The 23,305-nt window shown below is 54.2% G+C and carries 15 protein-coding genes and 1 tRNA gene; 9 read left to right on the forward strand and 7 right to left on the reverse strand.

Annotated features, from left to right (window positions below; translation table 11 throughout):
- Positions 1 to 136: 136 nt before the first annotated feature.
- Positions 137 to 1,204, reverse strand: a complete 1,068-nt coding sequence (locus AC0V61_RS10100; RefSeq protein WP_486157169.1) for a hypothetical protein — start codon at positions 1,202 to 1,204, stop codon at positions 137 to 139.
- 753 nt (positions 1,205 to 1,957) lie between these two features.
- On the opposite strand from AC0V61_RS10100, the gene AC0V61_RS10105 reads away from it, so the two are divergent.
- Positions 1,958 to 2,344, forward strand: coding sequence for a hypothetical protein (locus AC0V61_RS10105; protein WP_486157171.1), 387 nt, complete (start codon positions 1,958 to 1,960; stop codon positions 2,342 to 2,344).
- Positions 2,345 to 2,906: 562 nt separating this feature from the next.
- Here AC0V61_RS10105 and AC0V61_RS10110 read toward each other — a convergent pair.
- The 6 genes from AC0V61_RS10110 to AC0V61_RS10135 form a co-directional block, all read right to left on the reverse strand.
- On the reverse strand, positions 2,907 to 5,039 hold the full coding sequence (locus tag AC0V61_RS10110) for a GmrSD restriction endonuclease domain-containing protein (RefSeq protein WP_486157172.1): 2,133 nt from the start codon (positions 5,037 to 5,039) through the stop codon (positions 2,907 to 2,909).
- Between the two features lie 15 nt (positions 5,040 to 5,054).
- Entirely contained in the window at positions 5,055 to 10,010 is a 4,956-nt protein-coding gene (locus tag AC0V61_RS10115) for a DUF3320 domain-containing protein (protein ID WP_486157174.1), read from the reverse strand.
- On the reverse strand, positions 10,007 to 10,585 hold the full coding sequence (locus AC0V61_RS10120; RefSeq protein WP_486157176.1) for a hypothetical protein: 579 nt from the start codon (positions 10,583 to 10,585) through the stop codon (positions 10,007 to 10,009). Before AC0V61_RS10120 ends, AC0V61_RS10115 begins: the two co-directional genes overlap by 4 nt.
- A 999-nt stretch (positions 10,586 to 11,584) precedes the next feature.
- A complete protein-coding gene (locus AC0V61_RS10125) occupies positions 11,585 to 11,818 on the reverse strand; it encodes a GntR family transcriptional regulator (protein WP_486157178.1) in 234 nt (77 codons plus the stop codon).
- A 72-nt stretch (positions 11,819 to 11,890) separates the two neighbouring features.
- Complete coding sequence (locus tag AC0V61_RS10130; protein WP_486157180.1) at positions 11,891 to 12,697, reverse strand: alpha/beta hydrolase; 807 nt, start codon at positions 12,695 to 12,697, stop codon at positions 11,891 to 11,893.
- 133 nt (positions 12,698 to 12,830) lie between these two features.
- Positions 12,831 to 15,416 (reverse strand): TonB-dependent receptor, encoded by a 2,586-nt coding sequence (locus AC0V61_RS10135; protein WP_486157182.1) that lies wholly within the window; start codon positions 15,414 to 15,416, stop codon positions 12,831 to 12,833.
- Positions 15,417 to 15,513: 97 nt separating this feature from the next.
- Between AC0V61_RS10135 and AC0V61_RS10140 the strand changes: the two genes are divergently transcribed.
- From AC0V61_RS10140 to AC0V61_RS10175, 8 genes are all read left to right on the forward strand, one after another.
- Positions 15,514 to 16,452 carry a helix-turn-helix domain-containing protein gene (locus AC0V61_RS10140; protein ID WP_486157184.1) on the forward strand — a complete coding sequence of 313 codons (939 nt, stop codon included), beginning with the start codon at positions 15,514 to 15,516 and terminating at the stop codon, positions 16,450 to 16,452.
- Positions 16,453 to 16,801: 349 nt separating this feature from the next.
- A tRNA-Gly gene (locus AC0V61_RS10145) sits at positions 16,802 to 16,875 on the forward strand.
- A gap of 50 nt (positions 16,876 to 16,925) precedes the next feature.
- Positions 16,926 to 18,077, forward strand: coding sequence for an acetylornithine deacetylase (gene argE, locus AC0V61_RS10150; RefSeq protein WP_486157185.1), 1,152 nt, complete (start codon positions 16,926 to 16,928; stop codon positions 18,075 to 18,077).
- A 58-nt stretch (positions 18,078 to 18,135) separates the two neighbouring features.
- A complete protein-coding gene (locus tag AC0V61_RS10155; RefSeq protein ID WP_486157187.1) occupies positions 18,136 to 19,788 on the forward strand; it encodes a M1 family metallopeptidase in 1,653 nt (550 codons plus the stop codon).
- Positions 19,766 to 20,587, forward strand: coding sequence for a hypothetical protein (locus tag AC0V61_RS10160; RefSeq protein WP_486157189.1), 822 nt, complete (start codon positions 19,766 to 19,768; stop codon positions 20,585 to 20,587). The genes AC0V61_RS10155 and AC0V61_RS10160 overlap by 23 nt, the downstream gene beginning before the upstream one ends.
- Positions 20,587 to 21,075, forward strand: a complete 489-nt coding sequence (locus AC0V61_RS10165; protein WP_486157191.1) for a DUF6702 family protein — start codon at positions 20,587 to 20,589, stop codon at positions 21,073 to 21,075. Before AC0V61_RS10160 ends, AC0V61_RS10165 begins: the two co-directional genes overlap by 1 nt.
- Positions 21,076 to 21,927 (forward strand): purine-nucleoside phosphorylase, encoded by an 852-nt coding sequence (locus tag AC0V61_RS10170; RefSeq protein ID WP_486157193.1) that lies wholly within the window; start codon positions 21,076 to 21,078, stop codon positions 21,925 to 21,927.
- The gene (locus AC0V61_RS10175) at positions 21,924 to 23,267 is read left to right on the forward strand and encodes an amidohydrolase family protein (protein WP_486157195.1); all 1,344 of its coding nucleotides are present in this window, start codon (positions 21,924 to 21,926) and stop codon (positions 23,265 to 23,267) included. The genes AC0V61_RS10170 and AC0V61_RS10175 overlap by 4 nt, the downstream gene beginning before the upstream one ends.
- The last annotated feature ends 38 nt before the right edge of the window (positions 23,268 to 23,305 follow it).

Here is a 23,305-nt window from a genome sequence, read left to right on the forward strand (position 1 = left end):
ACAAACGCGCCTAAGAAGAACATCAATGAAGCACGACTGTCCTTAGGGCTGTCTGCGGTTTCCTGCGTCGCGTGGGTGGTACTTCGTGGCGCAGGGAACTCTCGCCTTCGGAAATGGGCTCAACACATTGCGGTTCTCATGAGCTGGGGTTTGTGAATCCTAGATCATCGTTTGGCCCAAAGACATTTGATTGGGCGAAGTGGCTCTGCATTCCCTCAGCAGTCAACAGTGTACGTGTCTCTTCCACACGACATTCAAGCCAGTACCTGAATTCGTCGACCCGGGGTTGGTCTTTCTCGGCCCCGGCAACAGACATCTTAAGAAGCGTATCCATCCTATCCAGTCGTTCGAGTCCGTCCAAAAGTGTACTCAACGCCTCCACTCGACGTTCCTCAACAAACCTGTGCTTTGTCTCTCGCTGACGACGCAGACGTTGCTTTTCGAGCTCACGGGCTCTTTCATCATCTTGCCGTTTCCGCTCATTCTTGGCGGCGGCGACCACCGCGATGCCAATGGCGATCTTGTCGACAATGTTCTCTAGCCGCTGCTTTTTGCCATCGTTGAAAGAGCGGCGCGGGGAGGCGTGGCGATAGTATCTTGAAGGCTCAAGTGAGATCGAAAGCTTGCCTGTGAGAGTGTAATCCCAATCGGCAAAGGTTGGGAAAGGATCGTTGTGGGCATAACGCCAGTCGCTTCTTTCCAAGCGCTTTTGCCAAGCGGCTTGCTTTGCCTGCTCGTTCTTGGTCAGTTCATGCTTTCTGCGCGTATATCCCTCTGTCAGCTCAAACTTCACCGTCTGCGTTCCATCAAAGAAGCAACTCGGACCGCTGTCCTTTGTGAGTTCGAAACCTTGAACTCGCGCTGCTTTTTCCAGCTTTGGCAAGAACTCTGCCGCTCGACTGATTGACTGTTTCGAGATGCGACACGGAATTAAGCCATCCTCATGAAGGCAGATCAGCCCTTGATCATTGGGTCTGCCGCGACGCAACGCCGCCAAAGCGCCTCTGACAACTTTGCTGGCGTGCACTGATGCAGAAGCTGGTAATCCCTTTTCCAATCGAGCCTTTTCTTCGGCTAGCTCGATCGCTTTCGTCTTCCAATTTGCCTCGCTCGCAGATCGAATAGTGATCGTGATGCGAGAGTCATCTTCAGTCTCAGGCAGCGGGATCTGTTTGACCGGCTTGCCGGCTGCTTTTTTGCCCACCACCCTAAGGGCGGGTTGGGAATATTGTGTCTGCGACACGTCTTGTGGAGCGCGACGTCAGACACGCCGATCTCTTTGGCAAGATGGATCATCGGTCTTGACCAGACTAGGTCGTAAAGCTCGCGCCGCGTAAATCTGGTACTCATTTGTTCCTCCATCCTAAACTAAGACCGCCTTCCTCAGATTCTGAGGCGCCCGTTACAAGCGCACCTAGTGCAGAAATGAAGGCTCTTGACCCACTCGATGGCTGGACAATCCCAGCGCCACCAAAGGACGACTGGACGAACCGATTGCAATTACAATGGCGCGATCTTCAACCAGCGACTACGAGCATAGTGAGAGGTCTGCGTTGGTTTCGGTGGCTTCCGAAAATGAGCCAAATTCCGGCAGATTTCGACAATGACGGCCATTGAAATTATTGAGGAATTTGTATGTTCGAGTCCCTAATATGTACTCGAACCAATAGCTTATTTGGGATTTGAGGTCGTTTTGGGGGCTTTTTGAGAAAGCCACTTTCATAAATGACTGATTCAAATAGAAAAATGACCCTCAGAGTGAGTCCTCTTCTGGCACCAGCCTTTGCTGTGATTCTGAAAACGCTGATAAATCGTTTGAAAGACGGTCCTCATCCAGCATTTGCTCCAAACATCTGCTACATCATAGCAGCTTACGAACCTCCAATTCTTCCCGTAAACGCGACGCTGATTGAAGCGGAGGTCGAGGAAGCCCGTAAAGCTTCTGGTAACGCCTTTGATGAGATGCCTACTCGACCCTACGGACGGTACGGCAGAGCACCCTATCTCGTCAGTGCAGCCGTTATCGCTGGGCGAAGCTTATAAGCTCTACATGGACGATCCGACCCACGAATGGTCCCTTGCTGTTCGTCAAGGATACGCGGCGTCTTGGAGCTTTGTTTTCGCAGTTATTGGCAAGCATCAACCTGTGGAACTGGTTGGGCGCACTGAGTGCTGTACACTGCTCGAAGTCCTCCTTTTTCTGCCGTGCAAGGCTGCCAAACGTTCTCCCAAACTCACCCCAACGCAAGCTGTGGAACGCCCCAAAGGTGATGTCGATATTGTCGTGATCAGAGCTGCAAACGCCAATGCCATTTTGGGCAACTTCTCAAGTCTCCTGAATTGAGCTGTCTACGAAGAACGTCTCGCTAGGGGTCCAGCGGGGGAACTGTGTCTACCTGACGCCGCCGCAAAGTGGGATACGCATTTGCTGTTCTGGCGCGACCAATTGATGCGCATCTTCAACGCATCGCAATATGTAGGCCGCCAAGGTGGTGGTCGCGGTTTCAAGAAGGACGGTCGTTATCGCCCTCACAATGCGCTAGCGCGCTGTCATCATTAACCCGTTCGTGTGGCCGGCTTGCGCCTATGGCATGATCCATTCGTGCTCTTAGCATCCCAGCTGCATCAAACTCGGTCTCTTATGACGCATTGACCCTTAGAGAGGCCATTCGCTGTCATATGCGAGTTGTTACCATTTCACGCCAATTCCATCTTAAGCTCAAGCCTTTGAAGCCTCGCTCCGTTTCCGCTTGCCATTTGGGCGTGTGAAACGGAACGCACACCAAGGAAATGAAACGCGATGGGATAAGTTTGATCTCAGATCGATTTGGCTAAGCGCTCGCAAATCTGCCCCTGACAAACACCTCAAAAGTGAGCGAGTTCGGAAATGGTCGTTCACGAACCGATCAACCGAAGCGCTTTTTTAAGAAGTCTTGGACTTCACTCATGGGCATCTCTGGTGAAGAATTGCCGCTGCGCACATAGAGTTTTTCAGAACCCAATCCATTCTTGTCTTTGACGTTGAGCACCAGCATCGTGCTCGAGGGCTTTACGTCGATCTGGCACACCTCTGCATCTCCGACTGTTGGGAAGGTAATCTTGAGCGATGAAGCAACGAAGCTTTGCCCAAAAGCAGTTGAAAATAAGTTGCGCAGATGGAGCTCAAACCCATCCTTATCAGCGTCCTTTAGCGACGCGTAATCTGGATCCAAGCCTACAGCTTCTCCGTGATCACTAACGCCAATCAGCAAGGTTCCGCCGCCAAAGCTATTGCCAAATGCCGCCACGGTTTTGACAACCACCTTCTCTAGATCCTTATTGATCTTGCCCTCGCGCACATCCCAACGAAGCGTCTGCTTAAACTCAAGCTCCTCACTTTCTCCCTCCTCGATCATTTCTTCAAGGGTTACGGGAGTTTCAGCCGCAGTAGTATCGGTTATAGCGGCAAGAAACATGTTCATCTCACTTGCAAGCGTTTCGCGTCTTGCTTGCAAGAATTTTTCGTAATTCTCCACCTCCCAAAGCTCTGGATCCTCTGGAATGCACTGGCGGGCTAGGGCCTCTGGGTTCTTGTCAGATATCTCTGCCAAGTAGCTTTCAGCAGTCGACGCACTTTTCGTTCTGTTCGCAATCTGGGTGAGGATCGCGCGGTTCACAAACTCTTGCGCCAAAGCGTATTTCAATCGGTTTCCTTTGCCGTACCCCGCGTCTCGCAGACGAGAAAATGGAAAGATATGGTCGTTCTCCAACTGGTACTTCTTGCCCATCGGATGCGAGAGCTTCACTCCAGTAGTAAGGCACGTTGCCCCCTTGCTCTTGAAGTACCAGCGCATCATCGAAAAGTGAGGATGCGAGATTGCTCTACCGACGAATTCGCTTGGAGTGATCTCTAGAGGGCGTTCATCAGCAATAACCTGCAGCAACTCATCGAATGGCTGATCGGAACTCTCTAGGACACGTAAGTCCCGATCAAGCTTCTGCGGGAGCTGTGAGACATATCGGGTGCGGATTTGCGAATAATAGAACCATTTGACCAGTTTCTTGATCTGCAGCTCGCTCAGCTCACACTTCATCTTGTAGCAGTAAGCAATGATTGGGATTAGCGCATAGATTGAGTTGATTTCGGCAGTGTGATCGATATGTGCGTGATCACGCAGGATGTTCGCGACATAATCAAGTGTTTGCGCCTCGAGCATGGCCCATGTCTCTTGCAATGGCTCGCAATTGCTGGCGTCGTGCAACAGTTTCATGTTCGAGCCAGCATTGTGCCGACACGCAAGCAGCGCGTAAATTACAAAGTCCAATTTGAACACGAACCCACGTTCAGCAAGCTCGGCAAGCTTTGCTTTGAATGTGTCGCGCGCTTGGGGCCAATACCCTGAGATTTGTGCAAGCGCGAGTTCTGCATCCGTTAGCGAAACACCGCTGGCGTTTACTTTATAAAAGATGTCGATGGCTTCTCGGATTGTCGCTTTGATCGGAATGGTTTGCTCAGGGAATTCCCGATCAAGAATGCGTTCAATCGCTTTGATGTTGCCTGAAATCTTGCGGGCGAGTTGCTTGTCTACTTCAAATCCTTGTTTCTCCAGCGCGCTAAAGATGTCTTGATCCCAGATCTCATCGCGAAACACATTTGTCAGGTTCTGCCAGCGCGGATCGCCCTGCATTTTGAGCTTTTTGTAGTATTCATGCTCCAACGTCTCGAGATTAACATAAAGTCCCCGCGTATCGTTCAAAATCTCTGGCGGCGTATAGTATGGCGGCAGCTCACCCCTGATAAGCATATATAGTGTGGTCAGCCGCTGCTGCCCGTCGAGAAGGATGCGGACAGCACCTTGCTTCTCGTCATATTTGTGGGGTCCTTTGAGCTCGGGTGGCTCATTTGTTTCCCATGTGAGCATGGTTCCTGTTGGATACTCTTTAAGAAGGGAGTCGATTAGCTGTTTTGCGTCATCACGTTTCCAAACATACTCGCGTTGGAAGGCGGGAACAAACAGCTGTTTCTCATCGATCTTGTCGAGTGCGACGGAGATTTTCATCATCTACCCTTTTGATTAAATGCGGTCAGAGTTCGAGCTCTGTGAATTGTGCAAAGCGACGCCTTCCTCAAAACGTGCCCGCAAATCTGGTCCAACGCGTCTAAAACCAAGTAGGTGCGCGGCGGAACGGATTAGTTCCTCGCCTGCTCCGCCTGCGTTGTCCTCCTCAGCCAATGCAATCGCTGCAACGACTTCGCTTAGACAAAGATGCTCGGCTTTGAGAACGGATCCTTGTTCGTTTGATCGGTCGCGGATGGGCGGATTTTCTCGCTGTGCCTGAACCGTCCAAAATCCATCTGCCTCTTGGAGGCTGTCTGACGATTGCCTCGCCCGTCTAAGCGCTCTCGCTGCCAGGTCAGCGATACGTGCGCCGGCCCTTTGTTTGCCAAAGGCCTGAGCAACTCTTCGCGCCACAACGTGTTGATGAATTGGCCCCTCGGCCTCGACTATGTTTCCGGCCAATTTGGCTAATGATGCTAAAGGTACTTCGCGGGGTTCTCTGAAGTAATCGACTTCCAACTGTGCACGCTGATAAAGCGGCATTTGTCTGGGCTCAGCGTCGGGGATTTTCATCGTGGCGATCTCTGGCTTCTCCTCCACGATGACATTCGACGCGTGGTTCGAACCTGTGACCTCAATACCCTCAAGACTTGCCACTTTAGCATCGTTTAGGGCTCCGCGAAGCCGGTCGATTTCAGAGGCCCGATTGTAGAACCAATCGGTGCTCCAAATCCTGTGAAAGCGCCATCCAAGATGTTCAAGGACACCTTGGCGAAGCCGGTCCCTTTCCCTAGCCCAAAGCGCCGAGTGGTATGTTGCGCCGTCACATTCAATGGCAAGAATGTAGGTTCCGGGCCTGTCCGGGTCGCGAATGCCCAAATCGATCTTGAAGCCAGCAGAGCCAACCTGATTATCGGCTTCAAACCCAAGCGAGCGAACAACATTGGCGACGTCTTCTTCAAACGGAGAATCTGCATCTTCACCGGTGACTTCTGCGTCAGAAAATGCCCCGGTCTGCGCATATTCGAGAAAGCGTTTAAGGACTTTTGGGCCCACTTTGCTCGTTTTTGATGTATCGATTGCCGATGGGTCAAAAGAGGCAAAAACTTCGCATTTCAGCCTTGCCCGAGTAAACAGCACATTGAGACGCCGTTCACCGCCCTCAAGATTGACCGGTCCAAATGACATGCTGGTTAGCGGGCCATCGGGAATGATCGGCCCGTAGCCAACGCTGACCAAAATCACGTCTCTTTCATCGCCTTGGACGTTCTCAATGTTCTTTACGAAGAAATCTTCGGCTTTGCCTTCGCGCATGAAGTCATCGAGTGTCTTGTCTTCTCGTCGGGCGAATTCGAGAAGTTCGTTGAGGGTGTTCTTTTGCGCCGATGAAAATGTGACCACACCCAAAGACGTTTTCGGGCTGGTGCGAGCGTGCTCGCGAATACGCTCGACAACTGCCCCTCCTTCGAGGCGGTTGTCACGCCGCCCCCCTTTATCATAGGCTCCTTTGACGCGGGTGAAGCACAAGCCGTAATCGGGGTCATCTTGCAGGGGAGAAGGGGGGAGAATGAGCCCGCCTTTGTAGAACTCACCATTGGATACGGTAATTAGGGAGGGATCGCGCGAACGGTAATGCCACTCGAGCATTCGAGAGCCCAACCCGCGAGCCTCGCAAAGCGTGAGAACGCTCTCCAACTCGCCAAGACTTGCCGCTCCATCAAGGAGGCTCTCGTCTTCTTCCTCATCATCCAGTCCGGCGCCGTCTCCAAGAAGGCGATCAAAGAATGAGGTCGGGGGAAGCTGCTTTTGGTCGCCAACCACAACAATCTGTTTCGCTCTCGCGATGGCACCCAAGGCATCTTCAGGCCGCACCTGACTGACCTCATCGATCACCAGAAGATCAAATTCATGAAGGCCCGGTTCGAGGAATTGAGCGACCGAGATCGGGCTCATCAGCAAGACCGGCTTGATCCTGCGCAAAGCCGTAGGGGCTCTCGTAAAGAGTTTGCGCAAAGCCATATGGGCACGCTGTTTTCCAAGCTCCCCACGGATGACACGCATTTCACCTTGGGCGCCTGTGGGAACCTGACCTAGGTGTTGGGCTCTGATGCTCTTTACGTTGTTCGCAAATTGCTCTTTTTCGAGTTTCTGGAAATCGGCAACCAGCTCGTGGCGGTTCGTGCTGCGCAAATCCGATAGGGCATCGTCTTCACTAAGGGCGCGGCCCCACAAACTTTCTGATCGCGCAAAATCGAATTCTTGGAGCGCCGCGTCGGCTTTCAATTCGCCGCTTAGGAGCGCCTTGCTGATATCGGAAAAACCAAGCGTTTCGATCCGATGAAGCAATTGCTGGAACGTGGCCCAATCGTCATATTGTGTGACGGCATCGCGCATCCCTGTCAGCCGATCGAGGAGTGTCGCAGTCTGCGTGTTTTCCAAACCACCTTGCCCCAATTGGTCCGTAGCTAGACCAATATCCCCAAGAACGACTTCGATCGCTTCGCGCGCATACTTTGTCGCTTGCAAAAGTTCGCGCAAAGCATCCTTCAAGCGGCTGTGAGTTCGCGCGACTCCAATTGCCGTTTCGGGCCTTAATTCGATTTCGCATGCCGAGACGTTTTCTGTCCAATTAGCCGCGCCAGCAATGGTGACGAAATCTGTCCGTGCGCCGCGCCAATGCTCCTTGAGTTCGCTGGCACAATAGGCCTCGTCTTGGGACCACGCGGTGTGACTGGCTTGCACCTCGAGTAAATCATCGAGCAGCGCCAACCTATCAGCCGCCGTCTTCGGCAGTTTGTCGCTCAGCAGCCCGCCAAGTTCGCGGGACGCAGATCGGTAGGCGGAACCCCATCGCGTCAAGAAAGAACCGGTTCCCGCAGCAATGGGACCGCGCAAGTGAGCACACGGCGTATCAAAGGCTGCTTCAATGAAATTGGGCCGCGTTTGATCGTAAAGCTCACGCCACTGCGCGCCTTCATCCAGAGTTTCCATAAGCCGGGTGCGGTTGGCCGCTGACAACAGTAGTTCTAGTAGGTCATCCTCGCAGGCAGGCACACCCTCGAGCCGCGTTGTGGTATCCTGCAAGACTGCAACATTTGCGATTGTGCATCGCTCCTCCACTTCCAAAAGGCCGGTCACAGATACATGGGCTTCTTGCAGCGTTTGAAGCGCTGCAATCGATTGACCGAGTTTGTGCTCAAATCGCTCAAGATCGACCGGCTGGAGACCAAGGTTCGTGATACCCGTAAACGGGTGGCCCTCGATGGTTCCAAGCTTCGGAGTAAGCTCGCCAATGCTTGTCAAAGCGCGCAGAAGCTCTTGCTCTTCCCCCGCATCCAATTCGGGCAATCGATCATTTTTAAGTTGCGGCGGTTCTGCGCCTTTGCCTTTGAAATACGCCTGTTTCGCAAGAGCATCAAAGGGTGACTTTCCTGTCTCACCGATTGGGCGATGCAGGGCCTCCGAAAAGCTATTCAGGCGATCTCTAGCGTCCCTCAGGTCTGTTGGATCATCAGACATATTGGGGATGGCTTTTGCTGAATTTAGGGTTCTGGCAATCTCAGCAAGAACCGCTTTCTTATTTGAAGCCTTGGAGTGCAGCTCCAGGCAGATGTCTTGCAAGCCAGTTTTGACCAACCTGTCATGCACAACCGACAAAGCGGCCATTTTCTCAGCGACGAAAAGGACCGTTTTGCCTTCGTGAGCGGCCGCCGCGATGATGTTGGTGATGGTTTGCGACTTACCAGTCCCTGGAGGACCTTGCACAACTAGATTGCGCCCCTTCCGGACCTCCTCGATCACCTTGGTTTGTGAGCTGTCCGCATCGACAACATGAAAAATCTGTTCTGGAGGTAGCACGTCATCAAGCCTGTCATCAGGCGAGAACACCGGCTCTTCTGGCTCAAAGCCTTCGTGCAATAGCCCATTGACCAGAGGGTGGTTTTCAAGCCTGCCCTCCGGCCATCTGTCGGGGTCAAGGTCCAGAAACATCAGCAGCTTTGCAAACGAGAAAAATCCAAGCTGCATCCCGTCCCGGTCGACGGACCAACGCTCGCGGCCGCCGATCATCTCTTCAACCAAGGCAAAGTAGTCGGAGGGCTGCCAGTCCTTCTCGACATCAATCTCTGGCAATTCCATCCCAAAATCGGTCTTGAGCCGCTGTGCAAGCGGTAGATTGGTTACGATATCATCGCCTCGCGCCTTGATATCGTAAGTCGAGCTGCGCTCATTCCGGATGAGCTGGACGGGGAGCAATACAAGTGGAGCCTCGCGCTTTACCGCCGATGATTTGTCTTCATACCAAGTCAGAAACCCGAGCGCCAAATAAAGGATATTCGCGCCTTGCTCTTCCTCTGCCGTCCTTGCATCTCTCGACAGCTTAAGCAGGCGCTTTTGCAAAGCGTCAGGGCCAAGCCTCACCTCAAGCTGATTGTCGTCAAAGCGCCCCTCATCAAAGCCCTCTTCACCGGCATCGACGAACGTTATCTGATCAGCATCGGCGTCCTTGTCTTTCCCGATGGCGAGAAACCGCATCTTCTTTTCGGATGTTAGAAAAGCAAAAACGCTGTCAGATTTTTCATTAACAATATTGAGCGTGTTTGCGCGTTTGTTTGCGCGGTTAACGTGGACGAGCCGGTTGCGGGTTCCTGTCTCGACCAAACGTTTGCGGGTGTCATCAAACAGTTTTCGCAATGCGGGGTTGGGGGCTTTCGGAGCCTTTGTCTCATCAGCTTTGCGCTGCTCTTCAGCGGGGGTATAATTGCCGTTGGAACTCTGTGCTGAGCCTTTGATATCCTGTTTGCGAAGTGTCAGAATTCTATCGCCTGTTTTGGCCTTGAGTGCGGTTGCAGCCTGCGTGCTACGGTGGGAAAGTTCGCTTCGAACCAAATCCAACTCCGGTATGGAGTTCCAATTGCGTCTGACCCGTGCGGAGAGCTCTTGCAATGTTTCTTGGAGTAGCGGGCGGGTCATTGGGCAAACCTCTCTTGGTTGAGCTTTGAAGGCCGGGCGAGGGTTTCATCGTCCGCAAAAACGCCACTGGGAACATCGTCGCCCCATCCATAAGCCTCCGGCCCGCTGTTCGGCTCAAGAACGCGTAAAGTGCGCAGCCACTGGGAAAGCAGTGAAGTCTCACGCGCCGCCTCTTCGGCGAGTATTTGACGAGTTTGTGCAGAGTTGAGGCGCTCTGGCTCCTCAAAGCAATCGCGCAGTGGATCGCGGGTCGCCCCATCAAACAGGTCGTCGAGCGCAAATTTGGCCACCTCCTGCACGGTATCGGTCCAGTTGGTGTGGATACGAAAGCTATCCATGTCGCTGATGAACAAGAGCAGCGGATTGTTGAGAGCAATCGCGTATTGCGCAAGCTGGGCAAAGGCGCGTTCGAGGTTTTCCCTCTTGCGTCTATACTGCCACGCAGAGCTATCTTTGCGCCAAACATCCGCCCAACCGTCACCGCCGCCGGTTTTGCTTGCACCCGTTTCAAGCGTGAACCACTCGCCTTTGAGGTCAATGGCTCGCCACTCCGGGATGAATTCAAAAGATGTCATACAAATTTCATGAGTAAGGCAAACCAATGAAAAGAGAAGTGTTCATCCAGTTTTTGAGGCGTTTAACCACATTTACTTATTTGGGCGGAATGGGTATTTTGTATAAACATACCGCTGCAGACGTGTTTCATTGATTAAGTAAAGCGCGAACTGTAAAAATTTTTAGTAATAGCACATGGGTGTGCCATTGTTTGGGCTTTCAGCAAGCACTGATGGAAGTGTTGCGCTGTTGTGCACCGACAAAAGCTCGAATGCTGTGTTGGAACGCGAAGGATTGGTTGGTTCGCACAGGACATATCGGCGAGCTTGAGCACTTCGCCCGGTCATTTTGATGTGCGAACGGTATTGATTTGTGCCAATTGCGCAGTGTCGACTTTTGACTGATCGAAGCTGAAAAGCATCCATTACATTCAGGACCCAATTGCGGGCGTGAGAATTGAACGTGCATGCGACCTGCTCAGCGGCTGTTCCGCATTGCGCCTTCGACAGGTTTGATCAATTTTGGTCTCCTGACAAGATCTCGAAATCTGTCGCGAACGAGAAGCGCTCATCATACTGGTAATTCGCGGAGACTTCGAAAACTTCATCGAACTCGTTTCTATAGCAGCGAACGACGCGAAGAACCGGATTGGTTGGCTTTTGAGACATAATGTTTGCGGGGCATAGCTCTGGCGGCACAGCTTGTATGAATTGAGCGATGTTAGCGGTATTGAACCCTTCCAAATCAGAAACTTGCCGAAACAAAGCGCCGCACCGCAAGTCGAGTTTATCGACAATGCTGGCATGTCGGCTTGGGAGCCAGGCGATGGTTGCTTGGACTAGGCTCAATCGATCATCCGAAACTCTTTGACCGGAAAGGACAATCCACTTCGATGTCGACCTGATGCCCAACAACTGCTGGATGTCCTCGGGCAATGGCTGTGGAGGCAAGGTTTGAAACGACCTTTGTCGACCGGTCGCATAGGCAAAGATATCGTCGTAGCTGCCAATCGGTTGGCGCTAAATTCCCTTGCGCCTGCTTATGGAGGTGACTGTCGTACCGGCGCCCTGTCTTGCTTCAATAAGTCCCTCAGATGTCAGCAGCCCAAGCGAGTTGCGCAATGTGCCGCGGCTCACGCTATACTCTTCACACAATTGGCTCTCAGTCGGGAGCTTGGAACCTGGCTCAAGTTTGCCAGCTTTAATCGCCTTTCGTAGGTCCGAGGCGATGGTGCGAAAACGCGAGTTCGTCATTGGGCAAATTCGCAAGGCCCCAACAAGATTTCGATTGCTAATCGGTGTCCATTGGGGCTTTCACCAAATGGTTTAGCTGCCCACATTTATAAGAAGGCCTGCGGTTTCCTTGGGCGCAAGGATCATAGCGTCATGGCCCGTTTCCAATTCCATGTAGTGCCAGCTTGGATCCTCTCGGATTGACAGTGCAGCTGCGCCAATGCTGGAATTCTCGAGCGGCGGTGAAGTACACAAAACGAATGTTCTTGCGAGGTCCGAAGAGCCGCCATTTTCCAGCGTGAGCGGGTCAGTCCACGTTCTGATGGGATGCGGTGTCAGGTTTGCCTCCACCCATGCGGTGGCCTCAACATTCTCCGGGGGTATGCCAAATGCCATGGCCGGCAATGGCTGCATTGCAATGCCGTCGGGTGCAAGCGCCCTCAATTGTTCCAGAGCTGCTGCCACATTCTCCGCGGTGGAGTCAGGTCCATAGTCCAGAAAACTCTGCCCGCTTTCATCCGGCGTGCCCGCATCGAGATACACGATGTGATCGATGCGATGTTTCAGTCGGTCAGCAACGCCGGTTATGACCATGCCGCCATAGGAATGACCAACCAACACTATGTCGTTCAAACCCTCGTTCTCAATGAGAGAGACGATATCTTGGACATGCGTATCAAGGCCGACGGACGCATCGAGAAGATCGCGGCGCTCGGCTAGACCGGTCAGGGTCGGCGTGAATACGCGGTGTCCCTCGGCCTCAAGCGCCTCTTTTACATATTGCCAGCACCATCCACCGTGCCAGGCTCCATGAACCAGAACAAAGGTCAGGCGCCCGCTGTCTTCGGTTTGAACAGGATCTTGGGTGGTAGGCGAGTTTGTGCATCCTGTGATTGCCACAAGCGCTCCTGTCGACGCGGCTAAAAGAAGCCTGCGCGTTATCTGGGTTTGAGACACCCTCATGCGATGCACCCAACCTGCGAGTATTTAGCGGGCCGGTCGCTGTAGGATGAGACACTCATTGCGGCGAAGCTCAAAAAGACTGGAGCAAACGCACCCCAAACTGTCGGCGATCTCTCAAGCCAATGCGATTGCCTATCGCGTTGAAGTTGAAGAAACCTCCTGGAGCTGTTCGAACGTCAAAGCTCGTATCAGCGAAGGTTTGAACAGAGGCAGGTGCGTCTTCCTCAAGTAAATTGGTTACGAAGACTTCGATCGTCGTGTTTGCGCTCGTAATACCGGTGCGCAGGTTCAGGTCGATCGCCTGCTCAACCTCGGTGAGGTTCGCATTACTGGTGTAATACGTGCCTGTGTAGAACAAATCCTGACGCAGATACCAAGTGTCAAAAGCACCAAGGCTAAGCGGCTGCTCCAAGGTCGAGTTCAAGGAGAAGCTAAACGGCGGGAATTCTGGCGCTTGTTGGCCGACGGGGCTTTCGTTGGGACCAAAGACCAGCCCAAACCTGTCTGTGCCGCCAGCCTCTGGGAATGATGTGATCTCAGAATCGATATATGCGAACGAGCCGCCGACCGTGAATTCGTCCGATACTCGCCAACTGGCGTCAATCTCTATCCCGAAGATATCTGTTGTGGCACCATTGCCTGAAAATGTGACCGTACGGCGAGGGTTTGCTGCACCGGGTCGGTTATCAGGCGCTGTCTCAATCGCGACGAAAATCTCATCAGAGCGCTGCATGTAAAATGCGGCAAGATTGATAAAGCCATTGCCGCCATCGAACGCCTGCTTCCAGCCGAACTCGTAATTTTCGAGTTTTTCTTCGCCAAACACTGATGACGCCGTGGGAGACCGCGAAAGCACATCTTGCAGGGCTGCATCGTCAAGCTCTGCCACCTCAGGGTTGAACCCACCCGGCAGGTTGCCTTGGCTGTACGTCACGTAGAATGTGGTATCAGCGGACGGCTCCCAGCGCACAGTGGCGCGTGGCAGGAAGTTTGTGATCGTCGCAGGAGAAAGCCCTGGCACCGATTCATTGACCGCTTCGCTGATGATCGTGTCTTCTTGATAGCGCCCGTCAAGCGACACGCTGATCGTGTCTGTCAGTTCGTATTCAAGCGAGCCAAAAAGACCCCACGTCTCTGCACCAGACACAAAAGGCGTCGATCTAAAGCCGTCGCCAAACACGATTGGGAAGAACAGGTTACTCGCGATTGATCCAAGCTCTCGCACTTCGACATCGACATAGCTGCCGCCCACGGACCAAGATAGGCGGTCCTCGAACGCTGTACCGCGAAGTCGCGCCTCGACGGACCAATCAACGATATCGCGACCAGTGAACGTCGTGAAGGAGTTGTCTGGCGTAAGGTCCAATTCGGTGAACAAGCCGAATGCCTCATCGCTATACCCACCCAAGGCGACAAACGTAATGTCGTCGCTCAGTTCGTATTCTAGGTTGGCACTGAACCTGATCTCCTCGAGGTCGAGGCCAAAATCGTCTTTCTCAAAAGGGCTAAAGGTCAGTCCATTAGCCAGCACATTGGTGGCTGGATCGAACCGCGGATCGTTCATTACGTTGTTTCGGAATGCCTCGATAAGCGAGAAGTCGGTGTTGATCCCGATTTCGCTTGCGGGGATGTCTCCACCATCAATCGTACCCTGAAAAATTGAGTTGGTGCGCCCAAAAAATGGTTCAGCTTCGCCAAAGGGATTGTCCGCGCCTGTGCGCGCTACACCTGGGCTGCATTGCGTGTTTGAGCTGGGCTGAACAGTTGGAGCACCTGGGATTGGATTGCAATTGGCGTCCAGCAAGAACCCGCCGAAATTGTGTGTTGCTGGCCCGAACGCGCCACCGATGAGCGCCGAAACCCCGTCGTGCAATTCGCGGTAGGATCCGCGTACCTTCAAGCGGAAACGGTCGTCGGGCGTGAAGAGCAACGTGCCGTTGATGTTCCATTGCGACTCATCCCCTAGTTTCTCACCTGGAGCGGCAAAGTTGTCATAGTGACCGCCAACATCATCAAATCTGCCGGCCAGCCTAAACGACAGGACACCCGGAATGATCGGCCCTTCGACACCAGCAGCGATCCGATATTCATCGCGCGTCGCAACAGTGGCATCAAGGTCGAAGCGCAGTTCGTCGCTGGGATCCTTGGTTACATAATTGATTGCACCAGCAAATGTGTTCCGGCCGTAAAGAGCGGATTGCGGTCCTTTTGTGACCTCGACACGTTGCAATTCGTTGACGCCGATTGTCTGGATGCCGCCGAATACGGCAATACCGTCAAGGAACACAGCGGCGGTCTGTTGCAGACGGCTTCCGCTTTCCAGAAAGATTCCACGAAAACGCGGGGTTGTATCGACCCTGGCATTGTTGTTGACGCCTGAATTGAACGACTCGACGAAAAGACCCGGCGTTGCCTTGGAAAAATCAGTGATGTCATCGAGGCCCGCTGCCTGAAGCTCACCTTCTGAGAAAGCGGTGATGGCCAATGGTGCGTCTTGAAGTGTTTCTTCACGCTTTCGAGCGGTGACGATAATGACGCGCGAGTCTTCTTCACTGGCTGCATCTGCTGTATCAGCATCCTGTGCCATCGCGGGCATTGCTGTCCCAGCTGTAAGAACTGCCAACGCGGAAACACTGCCTAAAAATCTGATGTTCACGAGCGCTTCCCCTCACTGTTGCGCAATTTGTCCGGACACATTACACGCTGACATAACGCAAATACGCTCAACTTCATGAGCCAATCGGAGGCATCAGGTGATTGAAGAGACTCTGGACGGTGCGGGTGATCGGACACTTGAGCGTCAGGAGCGTACAAGTTCTGCATTGGCATCGACTGGCGTGAAGCAGCCTTTGGTTGTCACGATCAATGGCGCTTGGCCAACAACTATCGCAGTTGTAGACACAAGCGTTGGCAGCGGCGAGAAGGTGCTGCGCGACCTGTTCGAGGTTTTCATTCCAACCCGGTCGATTGAACTTACCGAGGTGTCCGGCAAGCTCGACCGAAGATCGTTCAACTATCGCAAAGGCATGGTCGCGTTCGACCCACCAGGCGCTGAATGGACGATAGAATGGGCAGGCAAAATCGAGGGAGTTTGCTTCTATTTTGAGCCGCGCGTGATGGAGCGGGCTGCTGCCATGATGTTCGCAGATCGGCCCGAAGAATTGCGATGGCGATTGGCTCTTGGAGACGATGCTCCGACAATCGCCCACCTTGGCCTCGATATCGCCAGCCAAGCGCTAAGCGGCTTTCCGGTGGGTAGGCAGCATGTCGATGAACTGATCCGATCCCTCTTGTCGCTGACCGTTCGCCGTTACAGCGAAACTCCCAGCCGCCGATCAGCCTATGTCGGCGCGATAAGCCCGCAAGCACTGCGAGCGCTAAATTTTATAGAACTGAACCTCGCACATCGCTTCACAATTGCAGACGTTTGCGAACACAGCCTGTCTTCGCGAGCCAATTTGAACCGTATATTCCGCAAGGAGATCGGAAACAGCATTTGGAACCATGTACTCGAACGAAGACTGGCAATGGCTGCATCGAAACTGATCGACACCGCTGATGACGTTGAGGCCATCGCACGAGGTTGCGGATTTGGGTCACGCGGCAATTTCGAGAAGCAATTTCACGCACGTTTTCACCAGTCACCGGTCCGTTTTCGGCAACGATTGCTTCCAGATGCGAACAATCCATAAGGCTTGCTCGGATCGTCCAAGCCTTCACCTTGACCGCAATGGCCTTGAACAAAGCTTGCTTCTAGGCAGTAAGATGAAGCCTGCTAACGCCTTGGATTGAGGAATAAAGCCGACAAATCTGTTTGCCGGATTGCATTCTTGGGCTCTTTTGCGGGCGGACCGATCGAGCCAATTGTGAGGCTCTTTGATCGCGATTGGCGTGAGATTGACGGTTGGACTGTGTTGCTAGCAAACGCGTAAGAGATATTAGGAATAGTGATCTTGCGATCGTTTTGATAATTAGGTTGCCGGTTGGGGGGCGCGCCATAGTGTAGTGTCGCGGCCCAATGATTGGCCAAGCCTTTGAAATGCGGGTGTAGCTCAATGGTAGAGCAGCAGCTTCCCAAGCTGATGACGAGGGTTCGATTCCCTTCACCCGCTCCATATCCCACAAAGGAATGGAAGCAATTCTCGAGGCGCGCTAAGCGAGGGGCATGACAAACCTCACTAAAACTCGCGCTATCCTCGATCAATTGATTGCCTTTGATACCACTTCGAGAAATTCCAATCTCGAGCTCATCGAATGGGTGGAAGACTTCCTCGCGGACCACGGCGTGAGCGCTACCCGCGTTGCCAACGATGAGGGCACCAAATCCAACCTCTTTGCAACTGTGGGCAATGCAGTCGAGGGAGGAGTGATCATGTCAGGGCATACCGATGTGGTCCCTGTCGACAATCAGGATTGGGTCAGCGACCCATGGGTGACGCTAGAAAAAGAAGGCAAGATCTTTGGCCGGGGCACGTCGGATATGAAGAGCTTCATCGCTCTAACGCTCGCCTTTGTGCCTGAGTTTGTAAAAGGTTCAAAGCCAATCCATCTCGCGATCAGTTACGATGAAGAGGTGGGCTGCCTTGGCGCGCCTGCGATGATCGAGCAAATGCGGAAGGGCGTACCCACACCGCGCCTTGCTCTGGTGGGTGAACCGACATTGATGAAGCTGGTGAGCGGGCACAAGGGGATCAGCGTCTTCAAGGTCACGGTGACCGGGGCCGAGGCGCATTCCTCCTTGGTCAACCACGGTATCTCCGCCAATGAGCACGCAGTCGACCTGATGCATTTGCTGGTAGAGCTTTCGCGCGATCTCAAAGCGAATGCCGACCCTGATTGTGGTTTTGATCCCCCGCACCCAACGCTCACCATTGGCGTGATGCAAGGGGGAGAGGCGGCGAATATCCTTGCAGGGCATGCAGAATTTCAATTCGACCTGCGTTGTCCGCCAGGCTTTGTCGCAAGTGAGCTTCTTGGGCCCTTCAAAGCGCGCTGCGAGGCGCTTGATAGCGAGCTTAAGGCACGCTTCTCTCAAGCTGGCGTCACCTTCACCAAGATCGCCGATGCTCCGCCACTTGGCGACGCAGGTAGTGAGGATGCGATTAGCTTTGTCCAACGTTTAACAGGCGAGAACTCAGAACCATCCAAGGTCTCCTACGCCGCCGAAGCAGGGCAGTTTCAGCGAGCCGGCTTCCCCACGGTCATCTGCGGCCCCGGCTCGATTGAGCAAGCCCATCAGCCCAATGAGTGGATTGCGGTAGAGCAATTGGAGAAGGGCGTGCGCTTTATGGAGCGGCTCGTTGAGGAATTGCGATAGTCAAGTGAACCATGTACCCGACCGACTTACTGACTCGGAACCAAAAGGAACCTCTCCCTTGCGTCTTCTAGCCTTTCTCGTCGCTCTTTTGCTTTCCTCTCCTGCTTTGGCTCAGGGTATCCAGCAAACCAAGGGTGATTTTGAAGACAAATTTCGTCAGCTCGATGAAGTGTTGGCCGACCCCAATGTCTATCGCAACGCGAGCGGGGCGCCGGGGCATCAATATTGGCAGCAAGAGGCCGATTACCGCATCAATGCGACATTGGACGAAAATGGCCGCCGCCTGACCGCGCGGGCCACGATCACGTATAAGAACAAATCGCCCGACACATTGCCGTGGATATGGATGCAGCTTGATCAGAACCGTTTTCGCACCGATTCAATGGCGGAGCTGACCGATACATTCGGTGGGCCCGGACGCCGAGGCCCTGCGCGTTCTTTGGGCCGGGGCGACAGCCCAGCGCGCCTTTCGCTGGAAGAAGTGCGCCGCCAACAAGCGCTCGCAGACAACACCTATGGTTATGATATCAGCCGGGTCCAGCTCACCAGCGGGCGCCGCCTTGATCATACGATTGTTGGCACGTTGATGCGCATCGACCTCGCCACGCCGCTACGCCCCGGTCAAAGCGTCAGCTTCAACATCGATTGGGCGTATAACATTGTCGAAGAGAACGTGATCTTTGCGCGCTCTGGCTATGAGCACTTCCCCGATGACGAGCGTGAAGGGGGCAATGACCTCTTCTTGTTCGCGCAGTGGTTCCCGCGTATGATCGCCTATTCGGACTACGAAGGCTGGCACAATAAAGAGTTTCTGGGACGCGGCGAGTTTACCCTCGAATTTGGTGACTATGATGTCTCGATGACGGTCCCCAATGACCACATCGTGTCCTCAACCGGTGTCCTTGCAAATCCAAATGCGGTTCTCACCGCGACACAGCGTCAACGCTTGGCGCAGGCGCGCAACAAAACCGATGAGCCGATGTTCATCGTGACGCCTGAAGAGGCGCTTGCGAACGAAAGCTCTAACCCCACGGGCACAAAGACTTGGCGTTACACCGCGCAAAATGTGCGCGATTTTGCTTGGGCGACAAGCCGCAAGTTCATATGGGACGCGCAGGCGCATAAGCAGCCCGGTGCTGAGCATGAAACCGTGATGGCCATGTCATTCTGGCCCAAAGAAGGCGGGGAGCTGTGGCGCAAATATTCGACCGCTGCCGTGGTCCACACAATGAAGGTCTATTCGCGCTATTCCTTCGATTATCCTTATCCCACGGCGCAGTCGGTGAACGGGCCTGTGGGCGGCATGGAATATCCTATGATCACCTTCAACGGCCCGCGCACGACCTTGCAGGATGATGGTACGCGGACCTATTCCGAGAGTGAGAAAATCTTCCTCATCGGCGTCGTCATCCACGAGATCGGCCACATCTATTTCCCAATGGTGGTGAACTCGGATGAGCGTCAGTGGACGTGGATGGATGAAGGGATCAACTCCTTCCTCGATAGCGTTGCGGGGTACGAATGGGACCCCGATGTCCAATGGACCCGCAGCCTTCCGCGCGACCTCATCCCCTATATGACATCGAGCCAGCAGGTCCCGATCATGACGCAATCAGATCTCGATCCTGAACATCGGTCCGAACGCATACGGCAAGCCATCTGCGGCATATCATGTCCTTCGCGACACGGTGATCGGGCGCGAACGCTTTGACTTTGCGCTTCGCGAATATGCGCGCCGTTGGAAATTTAAACGGCCAACCCCGACCGACTTCTTCCGCACGATGGAAGAGGCCTCGGGCACCGATCTCGATTGGTTCTGGCGCGGATGGTTTTACACCACCGACCATGTCGATATCTCTCTCGACACCATTCACAAGCTGCGCATCGACACGCTTGACCCAGAGATTGATCTGGCGCGCCGCCGCCAAGAGCTTGCCGATGAGCCAGAGAAGGTTGGCGTGCGTTTGAACCGGGAGCAGAACCTGCCGATCTGGGTGCTTGAGAACCCGGGTGTCACTGACTTCTACGATGAGAACGACCGCTTCACCGTCACCCCGCGCGATACGAAGAAGTACAACAGCTTCCTTGATGGGCTTGAGGGCTGGGAACGCCAAGTCTTCGACCGCGCCGTTGAAGAAGATGCGAATTACTACGTTCTCAACTTCTCCAACATTGGCGGTTTGGTGATGCCGATCATCCTTGATCTGCACTTTGCGGATGGCACCAAAGAACGGCTGCATATCCCAGCGGAAATCTGGCGCCGCAATTCGCGCAATGTCTCCAAGTTGCTCACTTTCCCCAAAGGCAAGGAGCTGACCGAGGTCGTGCTCGATCCTGATTGGGAGACGGCGGATGCTGACATCAACAACAACCACTATCCGCGCAAAATCATCGATAGCCGGGTGGAGGCGTTCAAGCGTCCTGATCCAAGTTCGCGCGCGGGCCGTGACCTTATGGCTGAGGTGCAACAAGGCGCAAAAAAAGAAGCCGAGAAAGAAGGTTCTGAGTAATGCTACGCTGGATTGCTGCTATGTTGATACTGGCGCTTGCTGTCCCAGCGGCTGCGCATCAGCAAAAGGCAGCGATCACCACGGTGGAGCACAACCCTCGCTCTGGCATGATCGAGGTGGTACACACCATCCCCTTGCATGACGCCGAACACGCGCTGCGTCATCAGGGGCGTAAGGGCGCTGACCTTCTTGGCGACATTGAAAGCCGCCGTGCTTTTGCGCGCTATGCGACTGAGCGTTTCTCGATTGCTGCCGAAAGTGGCCCACTAAAATTGACCCTGCTTGGGACCGAAGTCGTTGGCAATAGCCTGCTGATCTATCAAGAGGGCGTGTCGCCCGGCGAAGGGGCGGTGCTGACCATCCGCAGCCAGGTGCTGACCGATATTTGGCTGCGTCAGGTCAACAGCGTCAATGTTGGACGCGGGACTTCTCCGGAAACTCTGATCTTTCGCGGCGGTGACCGGGCAAAGACGGCGGTGCTCAGATAGATGACTAAAGCTTTGGGGCAGCGCCTTGACGAAGCAGCCGCTTTTATTCGCGGGCGCACCCAGTTGGTGCCGCACATCGCGCTGGTGCTCGGCTCTGGGCTGGGTGATCTGGCTGAAGCTATTGAGGGCTCGGCCATACCCTATAGCGCCATCCCGCATTTCCCTGCGTCCACTGCGCCCAGTCACAAGGGCGTTTTGCATATCGGTGAATTGGCGGGTGTCCCGGTTGTTGCGATGCAAGGGCGGATGCATTTGTACGAGGGATATGCCCCGCAAGATGTCGCTTTTCCGATGCAGGTGATGGCGCGTCTGGGGGCAAGAACTGCCCTTTTGACCAATGCAGCTGGCGGTATTCGCGAAGACTATAAGGTCACTGATCTTGTGCTGATTGAGGACCATTTGAGCCTTGCAGGGCTTTCAGGCCGTGATCCATTGCGCGGACCCAATGATGATAGCGTGGGCGAGCGCTTTATCAGCATGAACAACGCCTATGATAAGGACCTTCGGGCAGTTGCTTCGAGCGTTGCTGGTGAGACGGAGTTGGACCTTAAAAGCGGCGTCTATGGCTTTGTGACGGGGCCCAGTTTTGAAACCCCCGCAGAGATACGCGCGATGCGGACCCTGGGGGCTGACCTTGTGGGCATGTCCACGGTCCCAGAAGTCATCGCAGCGCGCCATTCGGGAATGAAGGTTCTCGCGATCAGCACTGTCACAAACAAAGCGGTAAGCACATTGGACGACACGCACATTACCAACGCCGAAGAAGTGTGGGAAGCAGCCGACCTTATCCGCCCCAAGCTTGCAGGCTTTGTGAACGCGCTTCTCCCGCGAATTGCCGGGGATGCAGAATGACCCGCGTCGATACGCTGATCACCGGTGGCCATGTCCTCATGATGGACGCGGGCTTTACCGAATTTACCGATGGCGCGGTCGCAATTGCGGATGGCAAGATTGTCGAATGCGGCGAGGGAGGTGATTTGGCCGCCCGCTTCATGGCAGATGAAACCGTGGATGCGGATGGCGGGATTATTATGCCCGGCCTCGTCAACGGGCACTGCCACGCCGCGATGACGCTTTTCCGAGGCTATGCCGAGAACGTCACACTCGACGCCTTCCTCGAGAAGCTCTTCCATGCCGAAGACAACTATGTCTCGCCTGAAAGCGTCTACATCGGGGCAAGTGTCGCCTGCGCTGAAATGGCGCTGGGCGGGATCACCAGCTTTGTCGATATGTATTGGTATCCCGATGAAACCATTCGGGCGGCGCGCGAACTGGGCATGTCGATTGTTGCGGGGCCTGTGTTTGTTGCATTTCCCGGTTTTGATGATCTGTCTGAATGGCCCATGCGCACCGATTTCGTTGAAGGATTTGCCGAGCGGCACAAGGATACGCCGGGCGTATTCCCGATGCTCGCGCCTCATGGGTGCTACACGCTGGATGAACCTAAACTCAGGGAACTGGACACCATTGCGGAGCGTCTAAGTCTCCCCGTTCAAATCCACGCCTCTGAAGCGGCGAGCGAGATGGAATTGGTGCGCGAGGGATACGGAGGGGCAACACCCATCGAAGTGCTGGAGCGAACTGGTCTACTCCACCGCGATTGCCAGCTTGCGCACGGCGTCCACCTTTCCGACAGAGACATCGCGCTTATCGCCAAGGCAGGTGCAAGTGTCATTCACAACCCGCAATCCAATACCAAACTCGCCTCAGGCATCGCGCGGGTTTGCGACCTCCTCGAAGCGGGCATACCTGTGGGACTTGGCACTGACGGCCCGTCGTCAGGCAATGACTTAGACATGTGGAAGGCAATGCGTCTTGCCGCCAACCTTCAATCCGTGAGCCGGGGTGAACCCGGAAGCCTTAGCGACCGCGACACTGTGGCAATGGCCACGCGGATCGGCGCCAAAGCTGCGGGGATGGGTGATCACACCGGGTCGCTCGAGCAGGGCAAAAACGCCGACGTGATTATCGTCTCAACCAAAGGTCTCCATATGCGGCCCGTGTTCAGCCCCTATGCGAGCCTTGTCTATTCAGCGGGCCGAGAGGATGTGGCGCACGTCTTTGCCGGCGGCAAGCACATCGTCAAAAACGGCGCTCTTCAATGGGATGGGTTTGAAACCGTGCTTGACCAATTTGACCAAATTACCAAAGCCATCGCTGCGGACGAAAAACTTGGGCAGTTCGGCGTCTAGCTATTCTGGTAGCCATTTTGGCTATCTCTGCGGTGCAT

Source organism: Erythrobacter sp. JB1-4, from assembly GCF_057365025.1.

What these genes read in the sequence shown, in the direction of transcription:
- AC0V61_RS10105 (WP_486157171.1), top strand. Translation starts at nt 1,958, where the DNA reads ATGAGATGCCTACTCGACCCTACGGACGGTACGGCAGAGCACCCTATC.
- AC0V61_RS10120 (WP_486157176.1), bottom strand. Translation starts at nt 10,585, where the DNA reads ATGACATCTTTTGAATTCATCCCGGAGTGGCGAGCCATTGACCTCAAA.
- AC0V61_RS10175 (WP_486157195.1), top strand. Translation starts at nt 21,924, where the DNA reads ATGACCCGCGTCGATACGCTGATCACCGGTGGCCATGTCCTCATGATG.
- AC0V61_RS10110 (WP_486157172.1), bottom strand. Translation starts at nt 5,039, where the DNA reads ATGAAAATCTCCGTCGCACTCGACAAGATCGATGAGAAACAGCTGTTT.
- AC0V61_RS10170 (WP_486157193.1), top strand. Translation starts at nt 21,076, where the DNA reads ATGACTAAAGCTTTGGGGCAGCGCCTTGACGAAGCAGCCGCTTTTATT.
- AC0V61_RS10115 (WP_486157174.1), bottom strand. Translation starts at nt 10,010, where the DNA reads ATGACCCGCCCGCTACTCCAAGAAACATTGCAAGAGCTCTCCGCACGG.
- AC0V61_RS10125 (WP_486157178.1), bottom strand. Translation starts at nt 11,818, where the DNA reads ATGACGAACTCGCGTTTTCGCACCATCGCCTCGGACCTACGAAAGGCG.
- AC0V61_RS10165 (WP_486157191.1), top strand. Translation starts at nt 20,587, where the DNA reads ATGCTACGCTGGATTGCTGCTATGTTGATACTGGCGCTTGCTGTCCCA.
- argE (WP_486157185.1), top strand. Translation starts at nt 16,926, where the DNA reads ATGACAAACCTCACTAAAACTCGCGCTATCCTCGATCAATTGATTGCC.